Origin of the sequence: Vibrio sp. V09_P4A23P171 (genome assembly GCF_963875615.1) — a bacterium.
Taxonomy (GTDB): Bacteria; Pseudomonadota; Gammaproteobacteria; order Enterobacterales; family Vibrionaceae; genus Vibrio; species Vibrio anguillarum.
The window spans coordinates 1-22,311 of sequence record NZ_CAWNMR010000044.1 but is presented as its reverse complement, the minus strand read 5'-3'; the positions used below and the strand labels follow the sequence as shown (position 1 = coordinate 22,311).

Annotated in this window: 20 protein-coding genes; 4 read left to right on the top strand and 16 right to left on the bottom strand. The window is 43.7% G+C overall.

What is annotated here, in order from left to right; all coding sequences use genetic code 11:
- Positions 1-10: 10 nt before the first annotated feature.
- Complete coding sequence (locus AACT23_RS12510; protein WP_013868325.1) at positions 11-1,579, top strand: methyl-accepting chemotaxis protein; 1,569 nt, start codon at positions 11-13, stop codon at positions 1,577-1,579.
- A gap of 117 nt (positions 1,580-1,696) precedes the next feature.
- On the opposite strand, the gene AACT23_RS12505 is transcribed toward AACT23_RS12510, so the two are convergent.
- From AACT23_RS12505 to AACT23_RS12475, 7 genes are all read right to left on the bottom strand, one after another.
- Positions 1,697-2,533 (bottom strand): arginase family protein, encoded by an 837-nt coding sequence (locus AACT23_RS12505; protein ID WP_013868324.1) that lies wholly within the window; start codon positions 2,531-2,533, stop codon positions 1,697-1,699.
- A 6-nt stretch (positions 2,534-2,539) separates the two neighbouring features.
- Positions 2,540-3,274, bottom strand: coding sequence for an IclR family transcriptional regulator (locus AACT23_RS12500; protein WP_010316838.1), 735 nt, complete (start codon positions 3,272-3,274; stop codon positions 2,540-2,542).
- 161 nt (positions 3,275-3,435) lie between these two features.
- Complete coding sequence (locus tag AACT23_RS12495; RefSeq protein ID WP_094124805.1) at positions 3,436-5,322, bottom strand: methyl-accepting chemotaxis protein; 1,887 nt, start codon at positions 5,320-5,322, stop codon at positions 3,436-3,438.
- A gap of 325 nt (positions 5,323-5,647) precedes the next feature.
- Entirely contained in the window at positions 5,648-6,505 is an 858-nt protein-coding gene (locus AACT23_RS12490; protein ID WP_094126666.1) for a hypothetical protein, read from the bottom strand.
- Complete coding sequence (locus AACT23_RS12485) at positions 6,505-7,368, bottom strand: ABC transporter ATP-binding protein (RefSeq protein ID WP_017049278.1); 864 nt, start codon at positions 7,366-7,368, stop codon at positions 6,505-6,507. Before AACT23_RS12485 ends, AACT23_RS12490 begins: the two co-directional genes overlap by 1 nt.
- A complete protein-coding gene (locus AACT23_RS12480) occupies positions 7,365-7,736 on the bottom strand; it encodes a GntR family transcriptional regulator (RefSeq protein ID WP_026028428.1) in 372 nt (123 codons plus the stop codon). Before AACT23_RS12480 ends, AACT23_RS12485 begins: the two co-directional genes overlap by 4 nt.
- Positions 7,737-7,895: 159 nt before the next feature.
- Positions 7,896-10,445 (bottom strand): glycosyl hydrolase family 18 protein, encoded by a 2,550-nt coding sequence (locus AACT23_RS12475; RefSeq protein ID WP_094126664.1) that lies wholly within the window; start codon positions 10,443-10,445, stop codon positions 7,896-7,898.
- A 474-nt stretch (positions 10,446-10,919) separates the two neighbouring features.
- On the opposite strand from AACT23_RS12475, the gene AACT23_RS12470 reads away from it, so the two are divergent.
- Complete coding sequence (locus AACT23_RS12470; protein ID WP_026027524.1) at positions 10,920-11,543, top strand: DUF2057 family protein; 624 nt, start codon at positions 10,920-10,922, stop codon at positions 11,541-11,543.
- Positions 11,544-11,607: 64 nt separating this feature from the next.
- Here AACT23_RS12470 and AACT23_RS12465 read toward each other — a convergent pair whose 3' ends face one another.
- From AACT23_RS12465 to AACT23_RS12455, 3 genes are all read right to left on the bottom strand, one after another.
- Entirely contained in the window at positions 11,608-12,993 is a 1,386-nt protein-coding gene (locus AACT23_RS12465; protein ID WP_017045011.1) for an SLC13 family permease, read from the bottom strand.
- A gap of 195 nt (positions 12,994-13,188) precedes the next feature.
- Positions 13,189-14,046 (bottom strand): alpha/beta fold hydrolase, encoded by an 858-nt coding sequence (locus AACT23_RS12460; RefSeq protein ID WP_019283476.1) that lies wholly within the window; start codon positions 14,044-14,046, stop codon positions 13,189-13,191.
- Between the two features lie 147 nt (positions 14,047-14,193).
- The gene (locus AACT23_RS12455) at positions 14,194-14,802 is read right to left on the bottom strand and encodes a TetR/AcrR family transcriptional regulator (RefSeq protein WP_013868315.1); all 609 of its coding nucleotides are present in this window, start codon (positions 14,800-14,802) and stop codon (positions 14,194-14,196) included.
- A gap of 126 nt (positions 14,803-14,928) precedes the next feature.
- Here AACT23_RS12455 and AACT23_RS12450 point away from each other — a divergent pair, with 126 nt between their 5' ends.
- Positions 14,929-15,885 (top strand): AEC family transporter, encoded by a 957-nt coding sequence (locus tag AACT23_RS12450; protein WP_094126662.1) that lies wholly within the window; start codon positions 14,929-14,931, stop codon positions 15,883-15,885.
- Between the two features lie 57 nt (positions 15,886-15,942).
- On the opposite strand, the gene AACT23_RS12445 is transcribed toward AACT23_RS12450, so the two are convergent.
- Positions 15,943-16,692: a substrate-binding periplasmic protein gene (locus AACT23_RS12445; protein WP_094126660.1), complete on the bottom strand. Its 750-nt coding sequence runs from the start codon at positions 16,690-16,692 to the stop codon at positions 15,943-15,945.
- Positions 16,693-16,864: 172 nt separating this feature from the next.
- Here AACT23_RS12445 and AACT23_RS12440 point away from each other — a divergent pair, with 172 nt between their 5' ends.
- Positions 16,865-17,497, top strand: a complete 633-nt coding sequence (locus AACT23_RS12440) for an START domain-containing protein (protein ID WP_094126658.1) — start codon at positions 16,865-16,867, stop codon at positions 17,495-17,497.
- 5 nt (positions 17,498-17,502) lie between these two features.
- Here the strand turns inward: AACT23_RS12440 and AACT23_RS12435 are convergent, their stop codons facing one another.
- The 5 genes from AACT23_RS12435 to AACT23_RS12415 form a co-directional block, all read right to left on the bottom strand.
- On the bottom strand, positions 17,503-17,898 hold the full coding sequence (locus AACT23_RS12435) for an MAPEG family protein (protein WP_094126656.1): 396 nt from the start codon (positions 17,896-17,898) through the stop codon (positions 17,503-17,505).
- Between the two features lie 76 nt (positions 17,899-17,974).
- A complete protein-coding gene (locus AACT23_RS12430) occupies positions 17,975-18,712 on the bottom strand; it encodes a DUF2931 family protein (RefSeq protein ID WP_094126654.1) in 738 nt (245 codons plus the stop codon).
- Between the two features lies 1 nt (position 18,713).
- Entirely contained in the window at positions 18,714-20,849 is a 2,136-nt protein-coding gene (locus AACT23_RS12425; protein WP_094126652.1) for a T6SS phospholipase effector Tle1-like catalytic domain-containing protein, read from the bottom strand.
- A complete protein-coding gene (locus AACT23_RS12420) occupies positions 20,846-21,667 on the bottom strand; it encodes a DUF4123 domain-containing protein (RefSeq protein WP_013868308.1) in 822 nt (273 codons plus the stop codon). The genes AACT23_RS12425 and AACT23_RS12420 overlap by 4 nt, the downstream gene beginning before the upstream one ends.
- The coding region (locus AACT23_RS12415) for a bacteriophage T4 gp5 trimerisation domain-containing protein (RefSeq protein WP_445286081.1) at positions 21,643-22,311 on the bottom strand (669 nt) is incomplete at its 5' end. The genes AACT23_RS12420 and AACT23_RS12415, both read right to left, overlap by 25 nt.

Below are 22,311 nucleotides of genomic sequence, written 5' to 3'. Positions count from 1 at the left end.
ATTACTCTATATGAGACTTAGTATTAGTCGGTTGGTAGTGGCAAGTGCGTCGCTACTTAGCGTTGTATCGCTGATTGCTATTTCCTATGCTCTATGGTCGAAAAGTGCCACAGTGATGTACTCGCTGAGCGCTCAAACTTATCAACAAATGGCGGCTTCTCTAGCTGAAAACGTCGCCACTTCGGTGCGCTTTAACAAAGTAGAGAGCTTGGAAGAGCGGGTTAAAGTCGCTGTCGATAGCAGCAATAAAGAACTCAAACATATAGCGGTTTTCCTTGCAGATGGATCTTTATTCTATCAATTAAATGAGAAGTCCGTATCTCCTAGCGGAGTCAATATAAAAAATGCGCTGACCCAAGCATCAACCAACGCCATCATTATTGAACAAAGCACACAACACGTGATCATCATCAACCCATTAACGTCGGGCAAGGAAGCAAAATTGGTGGGTTACTTAGTCACTCAGTGGCAATTTGACAAGGTCAATGCCATTTCCAAGGAACTGGGGCTATGGGCCATTTCAATTGGCATAACCTTCGTGTTGATTACTTTTATTGGCTTGTTTTTTATTTTGAGGAGCGCTCTACTGCATCCTTTAAATCAGCTGAAAAACTTATGTGAATCATTGGCTTCTGGTCGGTGTGACCTCAAGCAACGAATTCCATTTAACAAAGATAACGAGTTAGGTGACCTTGCCACAGCAATCAATATGTTCATTGAAAAAGTGGAACACACCTTCCACCCTATTGAACAAAACATCTGCAATGTCACTGATGTTACGAAAGCTGTTGAACGACAAGTGAAGCAGCTAGAACACAATATCAATGGTCAGCAGCGGGAAATTGCGCAATCAGTACAAATTGGTGAAGGTGCTCGGCAAAGCATTGCGTCAGTCACTGAGAATATCAATACTGCGTCGCTGTCTTTACAACAAGCCGTTATTTCTGGGCAAGAAAGTCAACAACAACTTAAACATGCATTAAGTGAAAATAAAAACCTAGCAGAAAAGTCACAAGTAACAGCAAAAACCGCTGAGAGCCTAAATGCCCAGGTTGAAAAAGTCACCGATATCTTACAGATCATCCGTACGATCGCTGATCAAACAAACCTGCTTGCGCTCAATGCGGCCATTGAAGCGGCTCGCGCGGGTGAGAATGGTCGCGGTTTCGCCGTCGTGGCAGACGAAGTGCGTAACCTAGCGGAAAAAACATCCTCTTCAACCAACCAAGTGGAAGAGATCCTTACCGTGCTTAGTAACTTTTCGAAAGACTTGATCGGCTACATGGGGGAAAGTGTCAATGCATCAATGAGTTGCGTTGAAGCGATTGAAAGTAGTAACGAGTTAGTCAGCCAAGCGATCAAGGATGTTAATCAAGCGAATAACGCCAACCACTTAGCGGTCAATTCATCTGATGAGCAACTGTCACATGTTGAAGATTTGCTAACGCAACTGAGCAATCTTAATCAACATTCACTCGAACTACTTAATGACAGCAAAGTGATGAGCGATTGTAGTAAAGAGCTCTTCCAGAAAGCACAAGCCACTTCATTATCACTCAGCAAGTTTAGTGCTCATTAACCTAATACTAAAAACCGAACAACACACTTAGCATACTTCAAATAGTTGAGTTCCATAAAACAAAAACCCCAGACAGCTGGGGGTTTTTGTTTGGTATGTATGAGAATCAATATGTCACTACGCAGCGTGGATCACATCTGGCGATAAAGCACATAGCTCATCTAAAATTTCTTTGGTCTGCTTAGAATAAATCAATTTATCCTTCGCCCCCACCAGTTGGATAAGCTTTACCTTGCCCGAAAGCGCACATTGCCTTAACGTTCTTAGTACCATTTGGTTATCTAACGCGTTGTTCTCATCAACCCCCACTCCCGGAACTAAAGAGGCTAAATCAATCGTCACGATCAGTTGATCACAATGCTCTATGTAGTGACCTAATTGGCTTTTTAGTTGATTACGATGACGAAAACCACACTCATTCAGCGTTAACCAATCACAGCCTAAATCTTCTGCATACTCCCACACTTGGTTGGATTGATGCATTTCATCAATTCCAATACAAAATAGGCGCGTATTGTTATAGCGAGAGAGTGCAAAATGAAATGCAGAGCCAACTTGTAGGTCCAGCGTTTGTTTCAGCTCAAAATGATGTCCGATACTCACAATACCAACTTCGTCATTCTCAAAAGCCATCACTGGTAATGCATTGAGCAGCATTTCGTGACAATTCGCTAGTACGACGGGCACTGAGCTCAGTGCTAATTGATGGCTCAAGGTGTCTTGAAAACGGGTGGCATTTTTATCTTTGACGACTATATGTCCCGCATCAGAGTAACAAGGCGTGGATTGACGCTGATAGAGCCAATCTGATGCAAATTCAAGGCTCTGCTGAGCAAATTCAAACTCTACTTGAGACATTGGCTTTATCTGTTCACAGAGTGTCATGAACGTGAATGGATAAGCGGGTTGGCTCTGTGTACGACTCATACGGTAGCGTTTGAATAAACTTAGCATTATGAATTACCTTTCTGGTGGCAACGCTCTTGCTGCCTGTAATACATGTAAAATGATCCGCTGCTTGTTGGTTTCAACACGATGGGCTGGAGCCATCACTGAAATTGCGCCGATCAACTTACTCCCTTTCATTACGGGGGCACTAATTCCGGAAACGCCAGGATCAATTTCTGACGTGCTCACGGCGTACCCATTACGACGTATTTTTTCCAACTCTGTCTGCCATTTTTCCATTTGGTGGTCTTCACCAAAATAACGAAGAATTTTTTCACAGCGCGGAGCGGGTAAATACGCCAACATCACTTTAGATGAGGCACCTCGAAGCAGGGGTTGACTTTGACCCTGGACGAAGCTGCATCGAAGTGCCTGCATACTTTCTTTTTGGCTAACGCACAAGGCTCGGTATCCCACCGGAACCATGTATGCCGCCATTTCGCCTGTCTGTTTCTGTAATCGACTTAACACCGCATCGACTGCATCTAAATTGTGTTGACTCGTTTCATAACTGCGCATTAAAAGTAGAGCCGCCGAACCGATGATCAACGTTTTGTCGTGTGGGCTCTCTTCGATCAAGTTCCACTCTTTCAAAATCTTCAGATGTCGGTACAAACTACTCAGCGGAACTTGCAATTGTTCGCTCAAGGTTTTCGCTGATACTGGCTCTTCATTTACCGCCACTTGCATCAATAATTGCAGTGACTTTTCATTAACTTGGCTGGCCGATAATTTCGTTTCGTTCATGTTTTCTTTTTAGCCTCATTTATTCCACGCCTCAACTATGATTCTTATATATCGAGAATTTAAGATTAATAACAGACTTGCTTTCTCATTAAGTGAGAAAACATAACAATCTGATCAAAAAAAGGCTCCGCAGAGCCTTTTGAACAAAAAAGAAACAACCGTTACGCTAATTTAAATGTCGCTACTTTTGCACTCAGCTCTTCCGCTTGCTGCTTGAGTTCATTGGATTGGCTCAAGCTATCTTCTGCACCAATGACCAGTTGCTCCGTCACATCCTTGATAGAAGTAACATTTTGTGTAATTTCACTAGTCACATGCGTTTGCTCTTCGGCTGCCGTCGCAATTTGCGTCGCCATATCACTGATCAAGGCAACCGCTGCTTTAATTTCTTCAAGCGCACCGGATGCTTTATCGGCATCTTCCACTGAGTTCTCAGCGAGCGTTGAGCTGCTTTGCATCAACGATACCGCACGTTTGGTCGTTTCTTGCAGGGTATCAATGGTTGATTTTATCTCTTCGGTAGAAGTATGGGTGCGCTGAGAAAGCACACGGACTTCGTCTGCTACCACTGCGAAACCTCGGCCTTGCTCACCCGCTCGCGCAGCTTCAATAGCTGCATTCAGCGCAAGTAAGTTGGTTTGCTCTGCAATGCCTTGAATGGTTGCCAGTACGGTCGAAATCTCTTGCGCGTGTTGGTTTAGTGCGGCAATCACGCCACTGGCCTCACTCACTGATTTTGCCAAGTTATTGATCGAGCCTTTGGTATGAATCACCAAGGCATGTCCATTGTTGGTGCTGGTGGCCGAGTCTTGCGCCGCTTTTGCCGTTTGCTCTGCGTGAGAGGCTATCTCTTGCGTTGCCGACGCCATTTCAGTGACCGCAGTAGCGACCATCACAATTTCTTGCTGCTGGTGACTAAGCTCTGATGCCGATTGATTAGCGCGATGCGCGCCATGTTCTGATTGCGCTTCCAATTGATGAGACTGGTGACGAATATGGCCAATAAGTTGTTGTAAACTTTCCACAAAGGTATTGAAGTTTCTGGCCAATTCACCTACTTCATCGCTGTTCTCTACTTCAATACGTTGGGTTAAGTCACCACTACCGTTTGCAATTTGTGCCAACGCTTGAGAAACATTATTCAAAGGACGGAACAAAATATTACACAATAAGTTGAACAGCAGAGTACAGAGTATGACCACAACGGCAGTAACAATGAGCTGGCTGAAGGTAGCTTCAGATAAAGGTGCGATGAGCGAATCGTGATTGATGACCACAACAGTACTGAGATTCGTTCCGTTGATGCTTCGAGCGTAGAGAACATACTCCTCACCTCGAATATCCACCAATAAATCGCTGCTTTTCGCAATCGCTTGGCGGATATCAGCGAAATTTAAACCCAGATCAGAAACACTTTTATTGAGCAGCTTAGTATCACTATGGGTAAAAATATTGCCTTTATCGTTAGCAATAAACATATATCCCTCACCCGGCAAAATAACTTGCTTCATGCTGTTGAGGATGTCAGTAATTTCTACGTCGGCGCCTAAAACGACTTGTTGGCCATTTAAATTCAGTGCCTTACCTAATGAAACCACATTAGCGCCAGTTGCCGCAGCAACGGTTGGGTTATCCATAAACACTTTTGATGGGTTTGCTTTAGCGTTTGTATACCAGCCCCATTTGCGCGGATCATCGTTCCCCGGCGGCAAGATGACACCATTAGCGTTGTTTTGCGAACCGTCGGGGTAAGCAAGAAATACGTTGTCAAACGCTGCAGAATCTCGAACTTGTTTTAAATGTGTCACGATGGCTTGTTTCTCGGCATCTTGCGACAGCGAGGTTAAAGCACGCTCTTTCGACAGTAACCAGTCCGTCACATACTGATTATAAGAAGCGGTGGTACTTTGTAATCGTTGTTCAACATCAATATCTAATCGCTCCAGTGCAGCTCGATACGACAATGCTTCAACGAGTAATCCCCCAAGAATAATGGCAGCGCTGGCTGAAATCGCCAGTTTGTTTTTTAACGACATTTTTTTAAACATAGGTAGACCTATTTGTAATAGTAATTTAACTCAAACCGATAGAATTCTCGATCAATTGGACATTATAATTTCAAGCCTCAAAATAAAACTTGAAGCGGTCCACGTCTTTGTCATTGCTCACAAAGGACTACAAAATAGCATAGTGCATTTAACACATTTATATCATGTGAGTCAGAGAGTTGATTACTCATCACTTTGGAACTAACTTCTAATTTTGAGTGAATTTTTTGGTCTAACCTTTTCTAGCCTCACCATAGTAACCGCAGGAAATAGGCGAAAAAAAAGAGAACAAACGCTCTCTTTTTGACCACAATTAACCAGAAACTTATCGGGTCAACAGTGACTTCAATGAAAGTTCATCAGTACTATAGAGCTTGTGACTAATCCAGTAACTGGCGATACCAATCATGATATACACAAATAAATTACCCCAACCAGCACCTTCAAAAGCCGTGAACATGTTTGAAGAAGTCATTAACTGCAACGGCAAGTTGAAAATCGCGTGGTAAAACTCCCCTACAATGTCAGAATTCAGTATAACAATCGAGATCCATTTAAGCGCGAAACCGCCCACGAACATCACAAGGATCGGCGAATTAAATATCTGTGAGATAACTAAAGTAAAACAGGCTAATGGCAGCATCGTCACAGCAATCACCCACATGATACTGAGGTAATTCAACCAGTGTTGAACGGCATATCCTAGAGAACGTTGTTCAAATAATAGGGCTAAACGGTTTTCTGTCGCTAAGTTAAGCCCCCACAGCAGAACGTCCGCACAAATGACTAACACGGAACAGATCACAGGGATTACAAATAAGCCAAACCCCAGTTTCACTATGTGGGTCATATTGTTCGTCACTGGCATGCTGCGCCAGAACATCGAGCTTCCCTCTTTACGCTCCTTGCGGAATGTTCTGGGGAAATAGAGTGAACTGAGCATTAGCGAAATAAAACCAACAAGCATGATGATAAAGGTGTTGAAATCATCCACAAATTCGACATGGACATCACTGATGTCGCCACCAAATTCCATCTCAAAAAACAGGTTGTGTTGCAGTGTATTGTTCATTAACAAACTGATGAACAATAGGGTTCCGCATACCAATAGAAACAAAGGAATACGCGTAACATTTTTGTTTTCAATCAGCTCTTTTTCAAGCATATAAATACTGGGGTGCATTATGCGTTCTCCTTCTGCAAGGCAAGAAATAGTTCAGCAAGTTTTACACTGTAAATAGAACCAAGCCCTTCAACGGCTTGACGGTGTTCTGAAGTCAACAACCACTTTGTTGTTCCCAAGCTTGGCTGAGATGCCAAAGGACGATAGGTTTGGATAACGTCTTGATGTGCGTTACTGGCCTCTAGAACAAAATACCCTTGTGTAATCGCCTCCATTGAGTCTTGCAGCACGACCTTACCTTGCTTCAAGATCAGCACATCCGTTAGCAAATGTTCAATTTCCGATACTTCATGACTAGCAATAATCAAGGCACGCTCACCATCATGAAACCATTCGAGTAAGTGACGATAGAAGGTATCACGGTAGATTAGGTCCAAACCAAGAGTTGGCTCATCCAAAATCAGCACTTTGGTATCGGTGGCAATCACAATGGCTAAATGCAGTTGTACTTTCATCCCTTTTGATAAGGTACGAATTTTACTTGATAAACGAATGTTGGTTTGTGTAAGGACTTGCGTGGCCTTGTCTAACGAGAAGCTGGGATGCACGCCTGACGTATAACGCAAAATTTGTTTAACCGTCATCCAATCTGGCAACACATTGACGTCTGAAATGTAGGAAAGATGCGCCATCACTTGCGCATGTTCCGTAATCGGATTTAAGCCCTGGATCAAAATGTCACCTTGATAATGGTGAGCACCGAGCAACGACTTAATTAAGGTCGACTTGCCCGCACCATTATGTCCGAGCAAACCGAGCACCTGTCCTGCGTAGAGCTTAAAGCTCACATTCTGCAGAGCTTCCGACTCGGCATGCTTTGCGTACTGTTTAGATACACCGTTGACTTCGACTAATGGATTCATTGGTCACCTTCAATATGCTGTTGTAGTTGGTTGATAAAATCCTCAAGCGGCATCGCCAATAGCTTGAGTGTTTGTGCAATTTCTGGGATCTGTTGCTCTAAAAAGTGCTGCTTTTGTTTCGCCTGTAATTGCGCTAGCGCTCCTTTCGCGACATACATACCTTGACCTCGTCTTTTTTCAACAATGCCTTCGTCAACAAGCAGTTGATAGCCTTTCATGACAGTTAAGTGATTGATTTTCATATCTGCCGAAACGGTTCTTACCGAAGGCAACGCACTATCTTCTAGCCAAATACCTTGTAGGATCTGCTCGGTAATTTTGTCGGCTAGCTGACGGAATATGGGTTGGTTATCTTGCCAATCTGTCACAATTTTATACCGATATAGTGTTATACACATATATAACACTAAAGCAAAAATATTGAATTGCAAGTGATGAATGAAAAAACATAGAAAAACGCACAAAAAAGCCTCGTGTTAGAACGAGGCTTGAAGTCATTGTTTGCAATAAAAAGTTTATTAAACCCGTTAGCTTGTTGGGCAACTCGCAGGACCAATCTCTTTCCATACTCCCCACACACCAGTAGTCGATGGGTTTTCGCCAGTTGTCCACCACTTGGCTTCCCATACTTTACCAGCCCAAGAAACTTGTTGACCGCCAGTATAAACCGCTGATTTATCCCACAAGTTGCTGCAAGTGTCACCACCACCAGAATCTTTCTTCGCCACGATAACCGATGCACTTGCAGAGGCCGCCGCTTTACCATCACTGACAGTTACAGTGAAGCTTAGCGTGGTGTCTTGTGTATACTCAGGAGCAACAAACGAAACACTCGCACCTTGAATGGTTGCATTTAAGCCTGCAGGTACATCCCATACGAAAGTTAAGGTGTCTTGATCGACGTCACTTGAAGCGGAAGCGTCCACCACCACAACCTCACCAGCACTGGCATTGCTTGGCGCAGTAATCACCGCCACTGGTGGCGTGTTCACAGGCTCAGTTGCTTTAGGTTTGACCGTTACAGTCACAACATCAGAAGCCGTTGCGCCTTTGTTATCTGTGACCGTCAACTTGAACGTCAGCGTTTGTACTTGTACCACTTCGGCCGCGTCAAAACTGGCTCGTGCAGAATTAGCGTTTACTAAGCTCACTGCTGTGCCCGCCGTTTGCTGCCACACGTAACTGACAATAGTGCCATCACTGTCTTTTGATGCACCGCCATCAAGAACAACACTCACCGGACCAACCACCGATTGATCAACACCTGCATTTGCAGTGGGCACGCGGTTCGCGGGGGGTGTAGTACCTCCTCCTGCTAAGCTTTCATGCATCGCATTTAGGATGTCACCATTATCAGCGTCAATCTCCCAAGAGAACAACCCGGCCAAACCAAGGTTTCGAGCATAGGCGCCTTTGGCTTTGATTGAACGGTTATCGTCAAAAGTAACCAGTTGGCCCGTTGTACGATTCCAAACCCAAGGTGCTTCAGCTTGTGCATCGTATCCATATTCAAAGCCATTAATACCGGTATTATTAGCCCCTAACATGAATGATTTGATGCCTTTATAGTCAATCACACCCGCTTCCCACACGCCTTGCGCGGAAGTGCCTTTCAATTTTCCGTTACCTACCCCTGTCATCGGGTCGGTTGGATCACTTAATGAAGCCGGCATCACCCCTTCCCAGCCACGGCCATACATAGCCGCACCTAAGACTAACTTATTAGCAGGGACACCCTGTGCTAGCAGTAACTGGATACCGTTATCCGCCGTATAAGCTGGGCCTTTATAAGGTTCGCCATTTTCATCTACTCCTTTCCCATCACACTGACCAGGGCGCATGAATGATCCGCAGTAAAGCGCGGTTTGGTGGCCTAATACGTTATTCCAACCGCCATAAAAGTCATAAGTCATGGCAAAGATGTAATCCATATATTGAATGGCTTCGCCATAATTAACATCTTCAATCTTGTCATGACCAACACCAATTGCTGACGTGAGCTCATAAGTACGACCAGTTTCCGATTGCAATTCATCAAGCATGGCACGCAGTTCACGCATTAACGCAATGTACGCAGGGCCATCATTGACTGGGTCACCGCGATCCGCTGCTTGACCACCTCCTCCAGGATATTCCCAGTCGATATCAACACCGTCGTAGAATTTCCAAGTGGTTAGGAATTTCTTCACTGAAGCAACAAAAGTATCGCGATTGGCCTTGTTGGTAAAATCAAAAAATGGGTCAGAGAGTGTCCAACCACCAATAGAAGGAAGGATCTTGAGGTCTGGATTACGCTGTTTGAGCGCCATCAACATGGCATAGTTGCCCTTGATCGGAGAGCTGTATTGGTGACCCGCTTGCGGGAAACTCTTTTGATAGGCCGCCCAAGGGTCATGGATCACCACTTCGTAATCATTCACCCCATTACATGCGGTCATCAACGCGTTGTAGCTGTTTCCACCAACGGATTTCAATGATTCGTTAGGGCCACAAATTGGAATGAAGCCGTATAGAATATGCGTCAGATTATCAGCCGGGATGTTATCTACCGTATATTTTCGGTCATAGATGCCCCACTCAACAAAGTAGGTTCCAACCACCGTATCTTTATCGGTCGTGTAAGTCTTGTTATTGGGATCAATATTCATCACCAAAGGTTTGAGATGTGAGCCATCGGTATCGGCAATTGTTATCTCAACGGGTGCACTTTTGCTGCAACCTGTCGCGTCGCAAGCTTCGATTGTCATTTGGTAAACACCACCTTGTGCATAACTGAAGTTTGCGGTGGTTTGGCTGCCAGTGATTGGGCCTGTCGCGACCTGTGCGCCATCAAAATAGATTTTATACGTGTTGCCTGTTGTACCACTCCATTGGTTAAACTTAACGGCAATCGGCGCTTGATCATAATATTTGACCATTTGGTTATAACCAGCCGTGCTTTCCATGGCTAATTCAACTTTAGAAAACTGTAGATTATTCGACCCATAGACATCGACGCTAGGGGTTGCTGGTGCTGCCATTGCCGTGCCCGAAAGAGCCATTGCAATACTTGCGGCGCACAAAGTAATACGATTCATACCTATATCTCTCATTTCTGAATGTTTCACTTACATTTAAGCAAGCTGCTCTTCTGATAAGGCATTGAAGAACATCCATTTCAGTATTTACAAGACTTATTTTTTTTAGCAAAAAAATAAAAACGCTTTTCGAGTCATCGTTAAAATTTTGTTATGGGGATTCACCGTGTTACATCTTAAAAGCAATTCTGAGTCAGGAATTCAGAATTTTGACAAAGCAAAGCAGGTAAGTTTAATTTTTTACGCTAATTAAGGCCTTTGAAGAAGACTGAATGGCATAATTTAAAATTAAGAGAATGACATTATCACGTGACTAACGATCTGATAATATTGACGAATGCATGACGCATGCCTCGCACTAAAGATGTTACATTTCAATGAAAATTAGTCACTTATGCCGTTGAGAACTTGCTTTTACAACCAACTATCGGCAACCTCTACTCTATTGCTTGCAAGGATAAAATAATGAACCTAATTAAACCGGCTTTATGTACATTAACCATGATCTTTAGTGCCTCTGTATTGGCTAATATCACTCTTGAAATTCCAGACACCATTAACTTATTAGCGGTGAATGGTCAGAAGCCCGAAACTTCTGGCAGCCTATTTTCCTCAGCGAAAAGCCTTGAGCTGGCCGATGGTGAACAACAAATCGTCTTCAAATACGCGCCTTATTTTACGCAAGGGAATGATCGCGTGATTATCGAAAGCGATGCAGTCATTGCCACATTCACCGCAAAGGATGCAAAACTGAATTTTGCCATGCCTGAATACCGTGATGCACATCGAGCAGAGAAAGAGATTAAAACAATGCAATGGTCACTGATTGACCAAGCAGGCCAAACACTAGAGATAAAGCAAGATCGCCTTCTTAAAGAAGGGTATCAAGTAGGCCGTGACTATATCCGTGAAGCAAATGACTATAATCGCGCAGGGGGTATTGCAGCTATTGGAATGACGGATGTTGCTATGCTGCAAAATGAACTAGCTCAGTCAGGAAATGTACAAAACGCCGCCGAAGAAATGCTGCATTTTTGGTACAACAAGGCTGATGAGAAAACGAAAGCACGCTTTAAAGAATTCGTTAACCAACAGTAATAACATCTCAATATGAGCTCTCTGAATTGAGAGCTCATTAGTATTGAAGTAGTTTGTGCTTAGCTTACCAGAACAGCATCGCAATCATGGTCAGCAAGCCAATACAAGCAATATTTAGCATCATACCCACTCGCATCATCTCACTTTGCTTAATGTGTCCAGAGGCAAACACTATCGCATTGGGTGGCGTCGCAACGGGCAACATAAATGCACAAGAAGCCGCAATAGCAATCAATACAGATAGAATCACGGGTGAGATACCAAAGGCTTCAGCAACACTGGCAAACACCGGAATAAGCAGCGCTGCACTGGCTGTATTACTCGCGAATTCCGTTAGGAACACCACGAAAACAGCAATCACGAATACAATAAAGAACAGACCTAAATGAGAGATCAGGGCACTTAGTTCATTGGCTAGGAAAACGCTGGTTCCCGTTTGCTTAAGTACGTTGCTCAAGCAAATGCCGCCACCAAACAGCAGTAATACCCCCCAATCTGCCGTTTTTTCTACATCTTTCCAGTGCACCACTCGGGCAAAATTGACCAAAACAATCGCACCCAGCGCAACCAGAGTATCAAAGCTCGCAAAACCACCCAGCATGGCATTGACTGGTTTGCTAAATATCCAACAAAAAACCGTTAATGCGAAAATACCAAGCGTGACGACTTTACCTTTATCCCAAGTAACAGGTTCATAATTGAGCTCGAACTCTCCATTAAGATCCGGTTTTAATGCGAAATATAAAATAGTAATCGCAATGGGCAGCATAATCGCCGCCGTTGGAGCACCAAATTTCATCCAATCTGTAAATGAAAGACCAACCTCAGCCGCGGCAATCGCGTTAGGAGGGCTTCCTACGATGGTTGCAATACCACCAATGCTGGCGCTGTAAGCAATACCTAACAGCACAAAAACATAGGTCGAATGACCACGGTCTTTATCCACTTTGCTGAGCACTCCAAGCACAAGCGGTAGCATCATCGCAGCGGTGGCGGTGTTACTGATCCACATTGAAAGCGCGGCAGTCACACCAAACAACATGAATACCGCAACGCTCATTTTCCCGCGCGCCATGATAAGAACTTTATCGGCAATAACTTTATCCAGCCCCTGCCGATGCATAGCAGCAGCCAATGCGAATCCACCTAAAAATAGGAAGATAATCGAGTTAGCAAAGTTATTGAGCGCCGTTTGGGTGTTAAAAACACCAAAAACGATGGCCATGATAGGTACAAGAATGGCCGTGACTGTGACGTGTAAAGCTTCCGTTAACCACAGCACAGCAATAAATGCCAGCATACTAATGCCCAAAGCGACATTAGTATCAACAGGTAAGGCATTGTACAGGACAAAAAACAGGACAATATCGGCTAGGATGATAAGGCTGTTGCGGTTAAAAAACCATTCTCGGGTGTTGGAGGGTAAAGGGACACTATCGTTTCTATTCATTATTATTTTTCCTTATGAGGGCCTACTGGCAACAATATGATCACACATATTCAAACAAGGAGATAATAATTATTGCGAAATTGTTAACCTTATCAAGACTATGGTTAACAATTTAACACTTTGAAATAAATGGAAAACTATTGGTTAAATTACGCCCATCCAATTACGGCTTCAAATTAACTTAAAACGAACACCTTAGCATGGTATTCCTGCCAACAAATCAAATCCGGACTTAACTTGTTCACCTTTCATCACACGTCCATGTCCTTGGTTTTGGGTGGTAATAAGTGACACTTTCTCGATTTCTTCTGCCGCTCGCTTTGAAACAGAATATTTGGTGAACTTGTCATTCTCATCGTGAACAATGACGCTGCGAGATTGACGCTGAGCAAGCTTATGGTAAGGATCGATAGATTGAATGGGATAACGATATTGATCGGCAACTTCCGCAACAACGGCCTCAAATAAGCGCATCGAATAGCCAGACCTTGCCACACTGCTGAATAAGTTATCCAAATAATCCAGCACGGGCGCGACCAATAGCATTGGACAATGCTCAATTTTATGATGTCGGCACTCTAATGCGGCGGCCGTCCCCATACTGTGTCCAACGATACCAGCAACATTGTCAATACTATCGAGTATCGCTTCCAACCCTCCAACAAACGCAGGAATGTGACCATACACGCCCTCGCTTTGACCATGTGCTGGGTGATCATAAGCTAATGCCGTATAACCACGTGCCGCAATATGCTCCATCAGTGGATAAAACTGACTTGCCGTGCCAGACCAACCATGAGTCAATAACCAAATGGGACCACTTCCGAGTTGATAAGTCGTCAGAGCCCCTTCAACGCACATTACACGGCCAGTTTTCAGGCCAATTGGCGGCTGGTTTTGAGGCTTACTTCTTGCCGGAGTCAACAATACATTTCGTGCAACTTTTTTGGCATGTGACGGTGCGAGCGTGTGATGAAGACGAGTGCTCATATTAACCAATGTACGTTTCACACTGAATGTGTTTGAGGTGCTAAAATAGATTTTTTCACTCACTGAGTTGCCCTTCCTCTCGAGAAAATAGAACGTTCGTACTATTTCTAATTAAAAATTTTTATTTTGTTAAGCATTTGATTTTGTTAAATAAAAGTGCATCTTCGCTGTTGCGGGCTCGTTCTTCTCGCTGTGAAAAGCGAGAATTAGCTAACATTGCTGCTTCACTATATTTCGCCATCGAGACATTAAATCGCCCACGCCTTTCCAAAAATGTTGATAACTTTCCATTTGGCCGTAGATCGAGTAGAACAAATGAGCACTTAAATAGAGTCCATACAACTCATAAGCAGCCTGCTTTACATCCAACTTCGGATGAAACTGTGCGCTATCAACCCCTTTTTGAATTTGAATTTGCAAGTAATGAATCCAAGTCGCGATGGTTTTTTTAAGTACTTTTTGAATTGCGCAATCACAAGTTGCGGCATCTTTCCACGCATCTAAAAACATACAACTGCCTTGGAATGAATGATTCCAACCTAACCAGTGCTCTAACAGCACTCGCAATTTAGCTTCGATATTCTCGTCGCCAATCAGGCGAGCCGGCGTAATAACACGCTCAGTAAACACAGAATGGGCATGCTCTAATACTGCAATTTGCAAATTTTCTTTAGCATTAAAATGCGCAAACAAACCACTTTTTGATAAACCGCACTGTTTTGCCAACTCACCGATAGTGAGACTTTCCAAACCGTTTTCACTGGCTAATTCGAACGCTTTGTTCAGTACATTTTCTCTTGTAATTCTACCTTTGCTCATATTATGCCGACTCTCACTTCATACCATGCTATTTTTAGCACGTTCGTTCTTTTTTGCAAATTTGATTTTGCAAAATGAGGAACTGTGGAAGAATAGCAACGCTATGAGCAACTTCAATGGATTGATATGACAACGATTATCGAACAACTTTTGTTTTCGGCCTCAATTACAGGGCCTATCTGTTTGATGTTAGTACTGGGCGTTGTACTGAAGCGAACGGGGGTTATCAACGATAATTTCATCGATGTCGCGTCACGCATCGTATTCCAAGTCACCTTACCAGCCATGCTATTTCTTAGCATAGTCAAATCACAGCACGATTTTTCTTCCAGTGCAGCACTGATCGGCTATGGACTACTCGCTAATTTCCTATTTTTTCTTTTCACGACTTTTTTCACCAAAAAAGCGTTCCCACAACATCTGGATCACGGCGTGATCATCCAAGGCGGGTTTCGTGCGAATACCGCTATTATCGCTTTGGCTTATGTCGCAAATACTTATGGCGAACCTGGGCTAGCATTAGCGGCGATGTACGTTGCCGCAACCACTATCCTTTATAATATTCAAGCGGTGATAACACTCACGCCAAAAGGGGAAAGTTCAGGGCTCAAAGCCGCAGGAGTAATTGCCAAAACACTCACCAAAAACCCACTGATTATTGGTATTCTGCTCGGTGTTTTATGCTATTCCTTATCTCTTCCAATCCCGAAAATGGTCACTGATGCTGGCCAATACTTTGCCAATATGACACTACCATTAGCACTACTGTGTACTGGCGGCTCACTCAATATAGGTTCACTCAGAAGCGACAAATCACCGGCTTGGTTTGCCACTGCCCATAAGCTGATTCTCGCCCCGATATTGATCACATCGGGTGCGTTACTTTTTGGCTTTCGCGGGTTAGATCTCGGGCTAGTCTTTTTGATGAGTGCATCCCCTACCGCTGCGGCCAGTTATGTTATGGCAAGAGCAATGGGAGGAAATGCAACCTTAGCGGCCAACATCATTGCATTGACGACCGTATTTTCACTGTTTACTTGTACACTAGGCATCTTCCTGCTCGCGTCTCTGAACTTAATTTAACCGCCTTTTAATTCACTGCGGAAGGGTAAGAAGGAAGGGCCATTCAAAAAAAGCGAATCATTCCATCATGGAGACATCACTTTCTTTCAGTCCATGATTAAATAGCGTCAACAATTGTTCACTTCGTTCACCCATTTTAGGGAACAACAGATAGTTATTATTGATGAGAAAAGGTTTGGGATGGTGCGTGATCATTTCTCGCCATTGCGGTAAGTATTTATCCAGAGTGTAATAACCGATATGAATTTCTTCTGGCATGAGATCAATCCGCTTTTTCGCCAGCCGTTCGAAGTTCTGTTTTGGATCATTGACTCGAGACATGTTTATTTGCTGCGTCTCTAACAATCTGTCTAACTCGGCACCATAGCTGTAGGCAATGCCACCTCCTAAATGTAACCCCTTAAGATCATAGAGGCTTTCCCAGTGAAAGTCGGTTTCTTTATGGTGAAAAAACACGAAGCGTTCATCGCTCACCGCTTCGCTATAATAAAAATCTACCGTCCGCTCTTGGTTAAACATCCAAATGGCAGTCGCATCATAACGTCCAGCTTTGGCTTCGGCGTATGCTCTCGCCCATGGGAAAAAATGAAACTCAACTTCGTAGCCAGCATCCTTAAATACTTTACGGATGATCTCAGCAACAAAACCATTATTTTCAAGGTGTTGACCAATAAACGGCGGCCATTCACCCGCACTAATACGAATAATATGACTATTGTGTATTGAGGATGGCGCTGCCCATGCGGGGATAGAAATCCATGATAGGATGAGACAGAACCAAACCTCATACCATCTTAAAGATTTCATTGCCGTACCTGAACATTGAGCAAACTTTTAAGAAACATAACAAAAACTAATAAAACAAAACGTATACATAATATATTTATGTTTTTATGCTAGTGCAGTTCTTAAACCCACTTTTTGTAACCAACACGACAAAAATAAGGCCACGTGCTACAACATCAATGAGGAAAGAACCATGATGAAATGGATAGTCGGTTTAAGCCTACTATTTAGCAATGTTGCTAGTTTGGCAGCGACTTCGGTCGATTGGTTACAGGTAAAATCAGAAGACGGCATTACGATCTACTCGCGCCACCATAGCGATGGCTTAGTCCAAATACGGGCGCAAATGTTCGTACCCACCAGCTATTTCGCTTTTATGCGGCTATTAGATGACAGTGAACATGTACCAAACTGGATAGATAACGTGAGTAACAGCCGTGTGCTGCAAAAAATTTCAGATACCGAGAATATTGTTTACACCCAATTCTCGGCACCATGGCCAGCTAAAAACAGAGATATGGTGACTTATTCAAAATTTGAAATGCTACCTAATGGTTTAAGTTTAGACATAGTGGATGCCCTAAATTACTTGCCTGAACAACCGGGATACATCCGTATCACTCAAGTCAACGCACATTGGACGCTGCAAAAACTGACTAATGGTATGACTCACATCGATTATATTGCCTTCGCTAATCCAGGAGGTGCACTACCTAACTGGTTAGTGAACAAACTGTCCACTGACAGTGCCTTTACCACATTTAAAGGCTTGCGCCGAGAATTGGCCACCTACCAAGAGAAACTTCACCCTACCGTGAATGAATAGCATTCTTAACCCAATACTTGGCCAAAAGGAAGGTAAACAATATTCAGCACGATCAAGATAACCATCGCACTGAACGTTAGCTTCATACCACGAATCCGCCCTTTCAGTTGGTCACTTAAAATCGCTCTGGCATGTAAAATTCGGCCAATGATAAACGTGATACCTACCCCGTGGATCCACCATACACTGGCACCATTAAACTCCAATAACCCCATTAGGATTAAAGTAATAGGAATGTATTCTGCGGCATTTCCTTGCGCGCTGCGAGCTAATTGCAGTGCTGGTACTCCACCATCGGCATATCTCACTTGGTTAGCCCGACGCTGTTTAATAACGTTAATCGCTAGCCACAAAAATAATACTGAAAGTATCGATGCATATAGAGCAGTAACCATGGTCATTCCTTTTCAAGTCAGCAGTGTCTCTATAGTAGTGCATCAAGCACGTTCAGATCACTACTCTGATTCAAAGCAATCTCTAGTGCTGGAGTGGCTTAATCTCCTGAGCCGAGTACACCTTATCCACTTTATCCCAAGGAATCGGGTCAATTGATACACCTGCGTCTTTTGCGCGTTGGTGAATACGCCCTAAATAAGAAGCCTCTTTATATGTGTCAGCTGTAAAACCGTTGCTATCACGATCCATGACTTTATCTGGTGCTAATTCTGCTAGATATACGGTCTCGCCACAACCTCTTAGCCAAACTTTGGCTTGTCCATTGGGCAGTAAACCGAACACGAATTCGGTGCGATAACAAACATTACCCAATGAACCATCTCGATTTTGGTAAAGACTTTTTCTTGCCATCAAACTTTTAACGTCTTCAGATACAGTATATTTGGTGACATAAAACTGAGTGTTGATAAGTGAAACCCAATACAAGTAAAGAGCATCGGGTGGTAGCTTAATTTGTACTACCTGCTTTTTCTGGTTCATTGCATAATCTTGGATTGGTAATCCGAAGCCATCGTATTCATGAAATCGTTTGTTGATATTATCGAATGCACTGATCCTCATAAACTGAGAAAAAGTATGTAAGGGAGATGTCCAATCTTGCGCTTCATTGACTCCATAGACTTGAGTCACTTTAACAGGGTAAAAAGAGGGCATAGAGACGCTAACGCTCCATGCCTTCTCTGGTATTGGCTCCGCATACGATGAACAAGCATTTAACAATGCTGTGATCATCAAAACAGATACACTTTTTAAATACATTCTACTTTCCTTTTTCGCATGGGTAGCTGGCGCGCTTATAGCAGCCTTGACTTTCATCCCAAAGCGGTTTGAGTGCAAAACTATCATCAGATGAATGGTGAAATAAGTTTAACTGCATCAACTCTTGTTTACGTTTTGCATCAAACTCACTCTCTAACTTGGCATACTGCCCTTGCTTTGCCATATCCAGTACTTTTTGATTTAATGTCTTAAAACTGGTAGCTAAAATATTATTCGATTGTTCAGGAAAGTCGACAACTCTATAAGCACCACGATCCGGGTCTTGCCATAGAAAGCCATCATCATCGGTTACTGGTACCCCGTGAAACTCGGCTAAACCATACATCAATCTGAGGTATAAACGGGAGAGCTCTCCTTTCACCTTTCGCTTTATATAAAGGCGACCAACCACTCTTCCGCCCTCTTTTTTACCATGATTAATAAACTCAACTTCTGGCTCTACATAGTCACTGTCCTGCCAGCCAGTGGCTAAATCACGTTGCTTATACTCAGCCAGTTTTTTTCTCACGTATTGCTCGGCGCGATCCTTATCCCAGCGGTCAGAGAAAGAGCGGCTAACACGCTTCACCAACTTTTTTTCTAAGATCGGCAAGAGGTAATCACTCTCGTTGTAGCTCAGGCGTGAATGGTAACCGCCACCAATATCGGAATGGGCTCCTGGAAGGACAAATTCATGAAAATGATCTACCGAATCAACAGAGTTAAGATGGTTAAGGCTGAAGTTATAGCGGCACTCAATGGTAGGATCGGCGGTTAAGTGAACAGCACGCCGAACGCGCTGAGGATCAAGCCATAACCTTACATCACCGTTGTCATGATGAGTTGAAAAATCAAAAGAGAGTAGGTCAACCACAGAAGCAACGGTATCAAACAGGCCAGCGAAAGTAATCTCACAGCTGGCTTTAGCCTCATCTGCTTCACTCCAATCAAACCCATACGCCAAGGAAATGCCGCTCTTTTGGCATGCCTTACTAAACGCTTGAGCAAACTCGCCCTGCTCGCCATCTAGTACCACATTAATAAAATGTCTTGCAGCGGCGGCTCCACGGCTAAAACCGAACACATCGAACTGCAGCTTATCAAGACCATCGACTGTATTTGGCTGAGCACTAGCAAACTTAGCCTTCAAGGCATCAAGATTGCCAGTAAGCTGATCTATACTTGAGCTCACTTTTGCCGTCACACCATATTGACCTATCCCTGCACCTTGCCCAAAAATTTCAGATTCATCTGCTGGTGCAATATTGGTATCATTTCCAGTACCTATACCAGTTATATACACAGCATCCGTGTATATTCCTCCTTCTCGGATATCATCGCTTAGAATATAACGATCAAACAACTTCTGTACATTGGTTAGCTCATTAGTGGCGCTGCCTGCCACTGTCTCTACTTCGCCTTCATCATTTTTAAATAAAGAGATAAAGAAATTGTCTTTTTTAGGATAATCAAAACACTCGCTCGATAAGTGAGTGGCTGGAATATCGTTTTTAAGCCGCCCTGTTTTTCTGGAAATAATGTCGCAATCAACGTTGTATTTCATTTTCCATGTTTGATAGTAATTCTCTAACTGAGTTTTACCCCATTGTGCACTGTAAGTATTATTGGCTGTGCCATCAAAAAATATACCTACACGTAAGGTAATAAAGTTAAATCCTCTCACTTTAAGAACATAACTTTTATCTGTCAGTAAGTTGCAAGCATCCGCTTGACCTTTTTGGTGCCTCGCTGGTAGAGCTTGTTCTGCCGTCAATTCGGTTAGATCGCCAGTGGTTACGTTTAGAAAAACGGCACTATTTCCTAAATGGTCTTGGTATTGCTTGGCAAAATCTAAAGTGGGGTCAGCTTCATTATTGGGTTTTCGCAACTTACCTTGAGCCTCTCTTAGCCATTGATCAGCATCTAGAGTGAGCGTCACCGGGCCGGGGGCAAGCGTTTTAAGCAAGATAGGCGCTTCACCTAATACGACGGGAAATTCATGCTTTGCTGAGTCAGTGATAGTACCAGTGATGCCTTCAAATGGCTTATTGAACTCATCACGGATGATAATTTCAATCCAATGCGTTCGATTTTCACACGGCGCACAAAAAGGGCTAACTCCTGTTGTACTTCTCATTGCCAGCTCTCCTTAATGGCTTTTAACTCTTTCAGTTCATCCGATGTTAAATGTAAAGGATGGGATAAATCATCAAGCGCGGTATCGGTTGCAGTGACGAGCGCAACTAACGCATGCTGCTCTGCGACCTCGTAGCTATTTTGCTTTTCTAATGCTGATTGCAAGGCTGATAGTATCGTCTGCTGCGGTGATTCTAGGCGTTGTAAAAGATGCGGCAATAGCTCCCACCAACGTCTTTCTAAGGAATTGGCATGAACATTTATGTTGTACAAAGGCGCTAAGTGGTGAGGTAACATCTTCCACCAAGTCCCGTGGCGAAGCACAAACTCACTGCATGAGGTATTACTGAAGGTAATGAGAGCGTCTTCTTCATGGTGATCAATCGCCACCAATTGGTTGATGTTGCCTAAAAAGTGATTCACCTCAGTTTCATCCATCGCTCGTAGTATGGGAATAATCACATCACGATCATAAAAGCGAAACATCACTTCTTCGCCATCTAATGCGGCAATTAATAAGCTCCGCAGATGACCCAAAACTTCTTGTGTGCTTACCTGGCTTGACAACACTAGTCCCTGAGCAAGGAGCGATTCTGGCAACTCCAAGACAATATCAGTGACAGGAATTAGCCACGGTGATAGCGGCATAACTGAGTCAAACATGGAGCCATAAAATAAAGGCACGGCTTCCTCAAATCCAAAACCACCATTTTGCGCTAAAGCAAGCTTGTGAAGTTTATGATCAACCAACCAATATTGATGCTCTGACTGTGCTTCAAACCACGATTTCAACATTAGGCATCCCCGGCTAATGGGCATACTTTTACGGCTGGCACTCGTGCTTCTTCAGCTTGCAATAGCGCTTGGTAAAGAGTGGTTTGAGGTGGCGCAGGGGATTTTTGAAGTTCAAGCTCACCAGGTAATAACGGTAAATCTCCACTAAAACCACTACCACTGCCCGCACTTCCGCCTGAGTTTAAATTAACGCACGCCCCAGAAAGATGGACACCAGCAGGATCAACTTTGACAAAACTGCCACCGGCTGTCACGGTAATTTCTGACCCTGCTTCGATCACCACTTTTTGTCCAGCTTTGATGTGGATTTCATCTCCACTTTCATTAGTCCAAACTTGCCCTGATTTTACGTGTAAAGAACCATCGACCATTAATATACAGCTACCCTTAACCGATTCGCGGCTTTCGCCCTCCACCGTGAGGTGGTGGTTATGTTTAACGTGCGTAAACTGGTCGTTATCCACCGTGAGGTGCTGGTCGTGCTTGATGTGCGCCGTGGCGTCATTGAGCACCAAGGCGTCTAAGTCTTTTTGCGCGTGTAGGTAGATTTTCTCTTGCGCCGCTTGGTCTTCAAAGCTCAGCTCGTTAAACCCTTCTCCTTGGTGCGTTTCACTGCGCAGCACGGTTTTAGTTTTGTTATCCGGCAGTGTGTACGGCGCTTTGTTGGT